The sequence below is a fragment of the Streptomyces sp. NPDC048636 genome (genome assembly GCF_040650655.1).
Classification (GTDB): domain Bacteria; phylum Actinomycetota; class Actinomycetes; order Streptomycetales; family Streptomycetaceae; genus Streptomyces.
Genome location: NZ_JBEZHR010000017.1, coordinates 159,879 through 166,424, shown reverse-complemented (window position 1 = coordinate 166,424; position 6,546 = coordinate 159,879). Strand labels below are relative to the sequence as shown.

Annotated in this window: 5 protein-coding genes; 3 read left to right on the top strand and 2 right to left on the bottom strand. The window is 73.5% G+C overall.

The features are described from left to right. Positions 1 to 189: 189 nt before the first annotated feature. On the top strand, positions 190 to 1,827 hold the full coding sequence (locus AB0C66_RS32085; protein ID WP_362446628.1) for a helix-turn-helix domain-containing protein: 1,638 nt from the start codon (positions 190 to 192) through the stop codon (positions 1,825 to 1,827). 165 nt (positions 1,828 to 1,992) lie between these two features. Then, complete coding sequence (gene alr, locus AB0C66_RS32080) at positions 1,993 to 3,237, top strand: alanine racemase (RefSeq protein WP_362446655.1); 1,245 nt, start codon at positions 1,993 to 1,995, stop codon at positions 3,235 to 3,237. A gap of 53 nt (positions 3,238 to 3,290) precedes the next feature. On the opposite strand, the gene AB0C66_RS32075 is transcribed toward alr, so the two are convergent. After that, positions 3,291 to 4,124, bottom strand: a complete 834-nt coding sequence (locus AB0C66_RS32075) for a helix-turn-helix transcriptional regulator (protein ID WP_362446625.1) — start codon at positions 4,122 to 4,124, stop codon at positions 3,291 to 3,293. 144 nt (positions 4,125 to 4,268) lie between these two features. Between AB0C66_RS32075 and AB0C66_RS32070 the strand changes: the two genes are divergently transcribed. After that, positions 4,269 to 5,006 carry an SDR family oxidoreductase gene (locus AB0C66_RS32070; protein WP_362446622.1) on the top strand — a complete coding sequence of 246 codons (738 nt, stop codon included), beginning with the start codon at positions 4,269 to 4,271 and terminating at the stop codon, positions 5,004 to 5,006. A gap of 351 nt (positions 5,007 to 5,357) precedes the next feature. Here AB0C66_RS32070 and AB0C66_RS32065 read toward each other — a convergent pair whose 3' ends face one another. After that, positions 5,358 to 6,470, bottom strand: a complete 1,113-nt coding sequence (locus AB0C66_RS32065) for a M20 family metallopeptidase (RefSeq protein ID WP_362446619.1) — start codon at positions 6,468 to 6,470, stop codon at positions 5,358 to 5,360. Positions 6,471 to 6,546: the final 76 nt, after the last annotated feature.

Sequence of the window (6,546 nt, the reverse complement as noted above, 5' to 3'; positions counted from 1 at the left end):
CGCGCCCATTCCGAGTCCGACAGATCCCCCCGCCCCATGTCCGTGGCAACGAGCCGGACCCGAAACGGTCACATGATCCGCCGGACAGGCTCTAGCCACCGCCGGTCCCCCTCGTTTCCCGGACGCCACTCCTCCCGAGCCCACACGGTGGGGCAGGATGGTGGGCGATCGGTGAGCGGGTGGTGGGCCATGATCAGTCTGCAACGGCTTCTCGACACCGTGGGACCAGCGGTGTCGTCGGGGATGTGTGCCCCCGAGCGGCTGTCCGTCACGGTCGGCGACGCGGTGATCGCCGAACCGGACCAGGAGCTCGAGCCACGGCCGGGGGATGTGGTGCTCGGGGTGAACCTCACCGACCGTGACGCCGCGCTGCGTCTGCTGACGCTGTGTGCCCGGCGGTCGGCCGCGGCCGTGCTACTCAAGGCGCCGGTGGCGCTGGACGGGGAAGTGGCCGCGGCGGCGGAAGAGGCGGGCGTGGCGCTGCTGCGGGTGTCCGCGGAGGCGGGCTGGGCCCAGGTGCTGTCGCTGCTGCGCGCGGCGCTCGACAGCGAGGGGCTTGCCGTGTCCGCCGCGGGGCTGGGAGTGGCGGAGGCGGGGGATCTGTTCGGGGTGGCGGACGCCATCGCCCGGATCATCGACGCCCCGGTGACCATCGAGGACCGCGGCTCACGGGTGCTGGCGTACTCCACCCGTCAGGAGCGCGGCGACGAGGCGCGGGTGGCCACCATCATGGGCCGCCATGTGCCCGAGGACGTCAACGCGCACTTCCGGCGGCACGGTGTGTTCCGCAGGATCGCCCAGGACACCACACCCATCTACGTTCCGGCCGTCGTCGAGGGCACCAAGCCGCGGCTGGTGGTGCCCGTGCACGCGGGAGGCGATGTGCTGGGCTCGATCTGGGCGATCGTGCCGGGTCCGGTCGAGCCCGAGCGGGCCGCGGCGTTCGCCGACGCCGCGGACGCGGCGGCCCTGCATCTGCTGCGCCGCCGTGCGGAGGCCGACCGGCGGCGGCTGGCGCTGGCGGACATGGTGGCGCGGGTGCTGCACGGACACGAGGGGGCCGCGGACGCCGCCCGGCTGCTCGGTCTGACCAGCGGCCCCTGGCGGGTGATCGCCGTGGGAGTGCTCGGTGAGGACGCCGACGAGGCCGAGCGGCAACGGCTGACCGTACGGGAACGGCTGTGCCGCTTCCCCGGCACCCGGCTGCGCTCCCCCGCGGCGGTGGTCGGCGATGTGGTCTACGGCATCGTCCACGCCGACGCGGTGCGTTCCACCTCCGGGACGCGTGCCGACTGGCTGGGCGAACTCGCCGAGCCCACCGGGGACACGGCAGCGCCGCTGGTGGCCATGGGCGGGCTCGCCACCACCGTCCCCGGGCTGACCGACTCCCGGGAACAGGCCGATGACACCCTCGGACTGCTCACGGCGGGGCTGGTCCCCGGCGGCTCGGCCGTCCACGACGAGGTATGGGCCACGGTGGTGCTGCGCCGCACCGCACGGTCCGCCACCGCCGCCCGCACCGCGGAGATCGGGCCGCTGCGGCAGTTGCTGGAGCACGACCGCGCGCACCACACCAGCCATGTGCCGACGCTGTACACCTGGCTGGAGGAGATGGGGGACGCGAAGGCGGCCGCGGCCCGGCTGCATATCCACCCGAACACCCTCCGGCACCGGATGCGCCGGCTGCGGGAGGTGGTGGACCTGCGGCTGGACAGCGCGGAGGTGCGCGCGGCGCTGCTGCTCCAGCTCACGGCCCGGCGCTACGGCAACGACCGCGCGGCGGCCACCGGGGGCGAGCCGCGGGCCACGGAGCACGACCCCGGCTGACGGTGCGGCCACCCCCGCGCTCCCGTTGTTCCCCCGGCACTCCGCGGCGCCGTTCGACAGTGGCGTTCGCACGATGACGGAGTGCTCTCCCCGGCGCCACCATGGCTTCACCCGCGGCCCGTCCCGGGCCCGGTGGAGTCTCCACGGAAGGACGACGGTGTGGCGATCGGCAGCCCCTACGAGGTCGGCGACCGCGAGGACGGGACCCGCGAGGCCGTGCCTCTCGCACAGGCGCGGATCGACCTCGCGGCCATCAGCGCCAATGTGGCGCGGCTGCGGGAGGCCGCCGGTTCCGCGGAGACCATGGCGGTGGTGAAGGCCGACGGCTACGGCCACGGCATCGTCCCCAGCGCCCGTGCGGCGCTTGCCGGTGGCGCCACCTGGCTCGGCGCCGCACGGATCCACGAGGCACTGACCCTGCGCGCCTCGGGCATCACCAGCAGGATCCGCGTCATGGCCTGGCTGCTGGCCCCCGGTGACGACTGGGCCGCCGCCCTCGCCGCGGACATCGAGCTGTCGGCCGGGGCGATCTGGGCGGTCGAGGCGGCGGAGGAGGCGGCGCGGGTGGCGGGCCGCCCCTGTCTGCTGCATCTGAAAGCGGACACCGGTATGGGCCGCGGCGGCGCCACGTCCGCCGACTGGCCCGCGCTGCTGGAGGCCGCCGCACGCGCCGAGGCGTCCGGACACATCCGGGTCGTGGGGATCTGGTCCCATCTCGCCGACGCCGACACCCCCGGCCACCCGGCGACCGACGTGCAGGTGGAGAACTTCCGCGCCGCGGTGGACACGGCGCGCAAGGCGGGGCTGCGCCCCGAGGTGCTGCACCTGGCCAACTCGGCCGCCACGCTGCGGCTTCCGCAGACCCACTTCGACCTGGTGCGCCCGGGAATCGCGGTGTTCGGGCTGAGCCCGGTACCGGAGTCCGCCGACGCCGCCGCCCTGGGGCTGCGGCCCGCGATGACACTCTCCGCCCGGCTGGTCTCCGTCAAACGTGTCGCCGCCGGGCACGGGGTGTCCTACGGCCACCGCTACCGCACACCCCGTCGGACCACTCTCGGTGTGGTGCCCCTGGGGTACGCCGACGGGGTGCCGCGCCATGCCTCCCGTACCGGTCCGGTGCTGGCCGCGGGCGAACGGCGCACGGTGGCCGGGACGGTGTGCATGGACCAATTCGTCATCGACCTCGGTGAGGGTCCGGCGGCGGTCGGCGACGAGGTGGTGCTGTTCGGCCCCGGCGACGGCGGTGAGCCCGGGGCGGAGGACTGGGCACGGGCCGCGGACACCATCGCGTACGAGATCGTCACCCGGGTCGGCGACCGGGTGCCCCGCGTCTACACCGGCGGCTGTGGACCGGCGCCCCGCCGCCCCGGGCCCCGCACGCCGTCCGCGTCCCGGCGGGGCCGCCGGTGAACGCGGGGTCGAGCCGCCCGCGGAGCTGAGCGGCCCACCCCCGGGGCGCGCTCCTACCCGGCCGTCTGCCGCCGGGTGGCGTCGAGCGTGCCGAGCAGTCCCAACGCCTGGGCACTGGGGCTGCCGGGTTCGGCGTGGTAGATGACCAGTTGCTGACCGGGCGCGTCACGGACGTCGAAGGACTGGTAGCTGAGGGTCAGCGGGCCGACCTCGGGGTGGTGGAGGTGTTTGGCCTCGTGTGTCTTGCCGCGCACCGCGTGGGAGTTCCACAGGGCGGTGAACTCGGCGCTGTGCCGGGTGAGGGTCTCGACGAGGGCGGTCAGCCGCGGGCCGTCGGCGGGATAGCCCTCCGCCACGCGCAGATTGGCCACCGTGGCCTGCGCGGTCCAGTCCCAGCGGGTGAAGAAGTGGGGGGCCGCGGGGTCGAGGAAGGTCATCCGGGCCAGGTTGTCCGCGGACTGGAAGGGCGAGTACAGCGCCTCGGCGAGGGCGTTGGCGACGAGGATGTCCAGGGTGCGGTTGACGACGAACGCGGGGGTGTGGGCGTAGCCGTCCAGCAGCCCCCGCAGCCCGGGGCTGACGGTGTCCGGCGCCGGGACGTGGCGGTCGTCGGGCGCGGTGCCGGTCAGCCGGTACAGATGCGCGCGGGCGTCGCTGTCCAGGTGCAGGGCGCGGCTGAGGGCGTCGAGGACCTGCGGTGAGGGGTGGCGTTCCCGCCCCTGTTCCAGCCGGGTGTAGTAGTCGGCGTTGACCCCGGCGAGGACGGCCACCTCCTCACGCCGCAGACCGGGAACCCTGCGGACGCCGTGGTACGCCATGCCGACGTCCTGTGGGCGCAGTCCCGCTCGGCGGGCGCGCAGGAAATCTCCGAGTGCGTTGTCGGGCATGCCCCCAAGGCTAGGCCGCCGGGCCGGGGCGCTGCCTGGGTGCGCCACACCCGGGCAGCGCACCTCCTGGTTGACCTGCGGCGATCTCCTCAGACTCGATCACGGGGCGGACCCGCCCCCCCACGATCGAGAGGATGGACAGCGATGACGACGGACACCACAAAGGTCGTTCTGGTCACGGGTGCGAGCAGTGGCATCGGGGAGGCGACGGCCCGCCGGCTGGTCGCCGACGGCCACCGGGTCTTCCTGGGGGCGCGGCGCACCGACCGGCTGGCCGCGCTGGTGGACGGATTGGCGGACGGCGGTGACCGGGCGGCGTTCCGGCGGCTTGATGTCACGGACGCCGCGGACGTACGGGGGTTCGTGGCCGCCGCGCGGGAGCGGTTCGGGCGGGTGGATGTGATGGTGAACAACGCCGGGGTGATGCCGCTCTCGCCGCTGGCGGAGCTGAAGGTCGACGAGTGGGACCGCATGATCGATGTGAATGTGCGGGGTGTGCTGCACGGGATCGCGGCGGCCCTGCCGGTGATGCGCGAACAGGGCGGCGGTCACCTCGTCAACATCGCGTCGGTGGGTGCGTACGAGGTGGTGCCCACCGCCGCGGTGTACTGCGCGACGAAGTTCGCGGTGCGCGCCCTGTCGGAGGGGCTGCGCCAGGAGTCGGCGGGGGATATCCGGGTGACCGTGGTGTCCCCGGGGGTGACCGAGTCGGAGCTCGCGGAATCCATCTCCGATCCTCGGGCCCGTGAGGAGATGAAGACCTACCGCTCGGTGGCCATCCCCGCGTCGGCCATCGCGGACGCCATCGCCTTCGCGGTGAACAGCCCGGCCGAGGTGGACATCAATGAGCTCGTGGTGCGTCCGGCCGCGAGCGCCCAGTGAGCGGTGCCACCGCCGCGGCGCCCCTCGATGAGGGGGCGCCGTACCCGCGCGGACCCCTTGGTAGCCACCCCCGGTCGAACTCCACTTGATTTCCGGTCAGATCGGAAATCTGCTGCACAATGCCAGGGGTCTTGTTGTGAGCGCCGCCGTCCATCTCCCGGTGGGATCGGGGTGGTTCGGGCTGCCTCGCCCTTCAGCCAGGGGGCTCCATGTGTGTCACGGATCCGATGACCTGCCACGACGGCGGGGACGACGGCTACGGAGAAAGTCCCGAAGAGGGTCCCGACGACTGCCCGGACAACGGATGCGCGGAGGGCTTCGGCTCCCCTCGCCCGCGCTCGGCGCGCGGGATCACGCGGAGCGCGCCGTGTGCCGGATCGCGTTCACCAGTCCGCCGACCAGGTTCGCCCGCTCGGCCATGGCGTCGACCACCAGATACTCATGGTCGGCATGGGCGCCACCGCCGACCGCTCCCAGGCCGTCGAGCGTCGGCACTCCGAGCGCGGCCGTGAAGTTGCCGTCGCTTCCGCCGCCGACGGCCATGCCCTCGATACCGGGAAGCAACCGCTTCGCCACGGCGAAGAGTTCGGCCGAGGCCGACTCGGGCATCGGGGGCCGCCCGACGCCCCCCTGAACCGTGATCTCGGCACCGTCGAGATGGGGCGCCAGTGCGGCGAACGCGGACTCCACCCGTTCCTTCTCCTCGGCCGTCTCGACCCGGACGTCGACGATGATGGTCGCCGCCGCGGGAACCACGTTGTCCAGGGTGCCCGCGGCGGCGACGGTCGGGGTGACCGTGGTCCCGATGTCGGGTCGGCCGAGCTCCGCGATGTCCAGTACCTGGTGTGCCGCTTCGATCAGGGCATTGACCCCGGCCGCGGGTTCGAGCCCCGCGTGCGAGGCCCGGCCCGCGACGGAGACCTCGAAGGTGCCACAGCCCTTGCGGCCGGTCTTCAGACCTCCGCCGTCGGCGGCGCCCTCCAGTACGAGTACGGCGCCACAGGCCAGGGCCCGTTCCTCGATGAGGGCGCGGGAGGAGCGGGAGCCGACCTCCTCGTCGGCGCTCACCAGGATCTCCACACCCGACCGGTCGTCGAGCGCCGCCAGGCCGTGGATGGCCTGGACGACACCGCCGAGCATGTCGAAGACCCCGGGGCCGGTGGCGTGCCCGTCCTCGACCGTGAACGGCCTGCGCTCCAGGGTGCCGAGCGGGAAGACGGTGTCGTGGTGGCCGAGGATCAGTACCTTCGGATCGCCACCGGCCGACCAGTGGACATGCGGTCCGCCTTCGGTCTCCACCAGTGCGGCCCGTCCGCCGAGACGGCCTTCGAGGAGAGTGGCGACCGTGGTGGCCGATGCCTTCAGGGCAGCGAGGTCGCGCGACGGGGACTCGACTTCGACAAGTGTCCTGAGGTCCTCGATCATCGCGTCCACACTCAACGGGACGGCCTTGTGCGTCGTCATACCGTGAGCGTAGCTGGCTTGTACGTACGCGCCCGCCGGGCCGCCCGGCATCCCTCGGGGCACACCCGGCGGCGCC

Excerpts from the sequence above, each read along its gene's own strand:
- AB0C66_RS32065 (WP_362446619.1), bottom strand. The coding sequence starts at position 6,470 with ATGACGACGCACAAGGCCGTCCCGTTGAGTGTGGACGCGATGATCGAG.
- AB0C66_RS32085 (WP_362446628.1), top strand. The coding sequence starts at position 190 with ATGATCAGTCTGCAACGGCTTCTCGACACCGTGGGACCAGCGGTGTCG.
- AB0C66_RS32070 (WP_362446622.1), top strand. The coding sequence starts at position 4,269 with ATGACGACGGACACCACAAAGGTCGTTCTGGTCACGGGTGCGAGCAGT.
- AB0C66_RS32075 (WP_362446625.1), bottom strand. The coding sequence starts at position 4,124 with ATGCCCGACAACGCACTCGGAGATTTCCTGCGCGCCCGCCGAGCGGGA.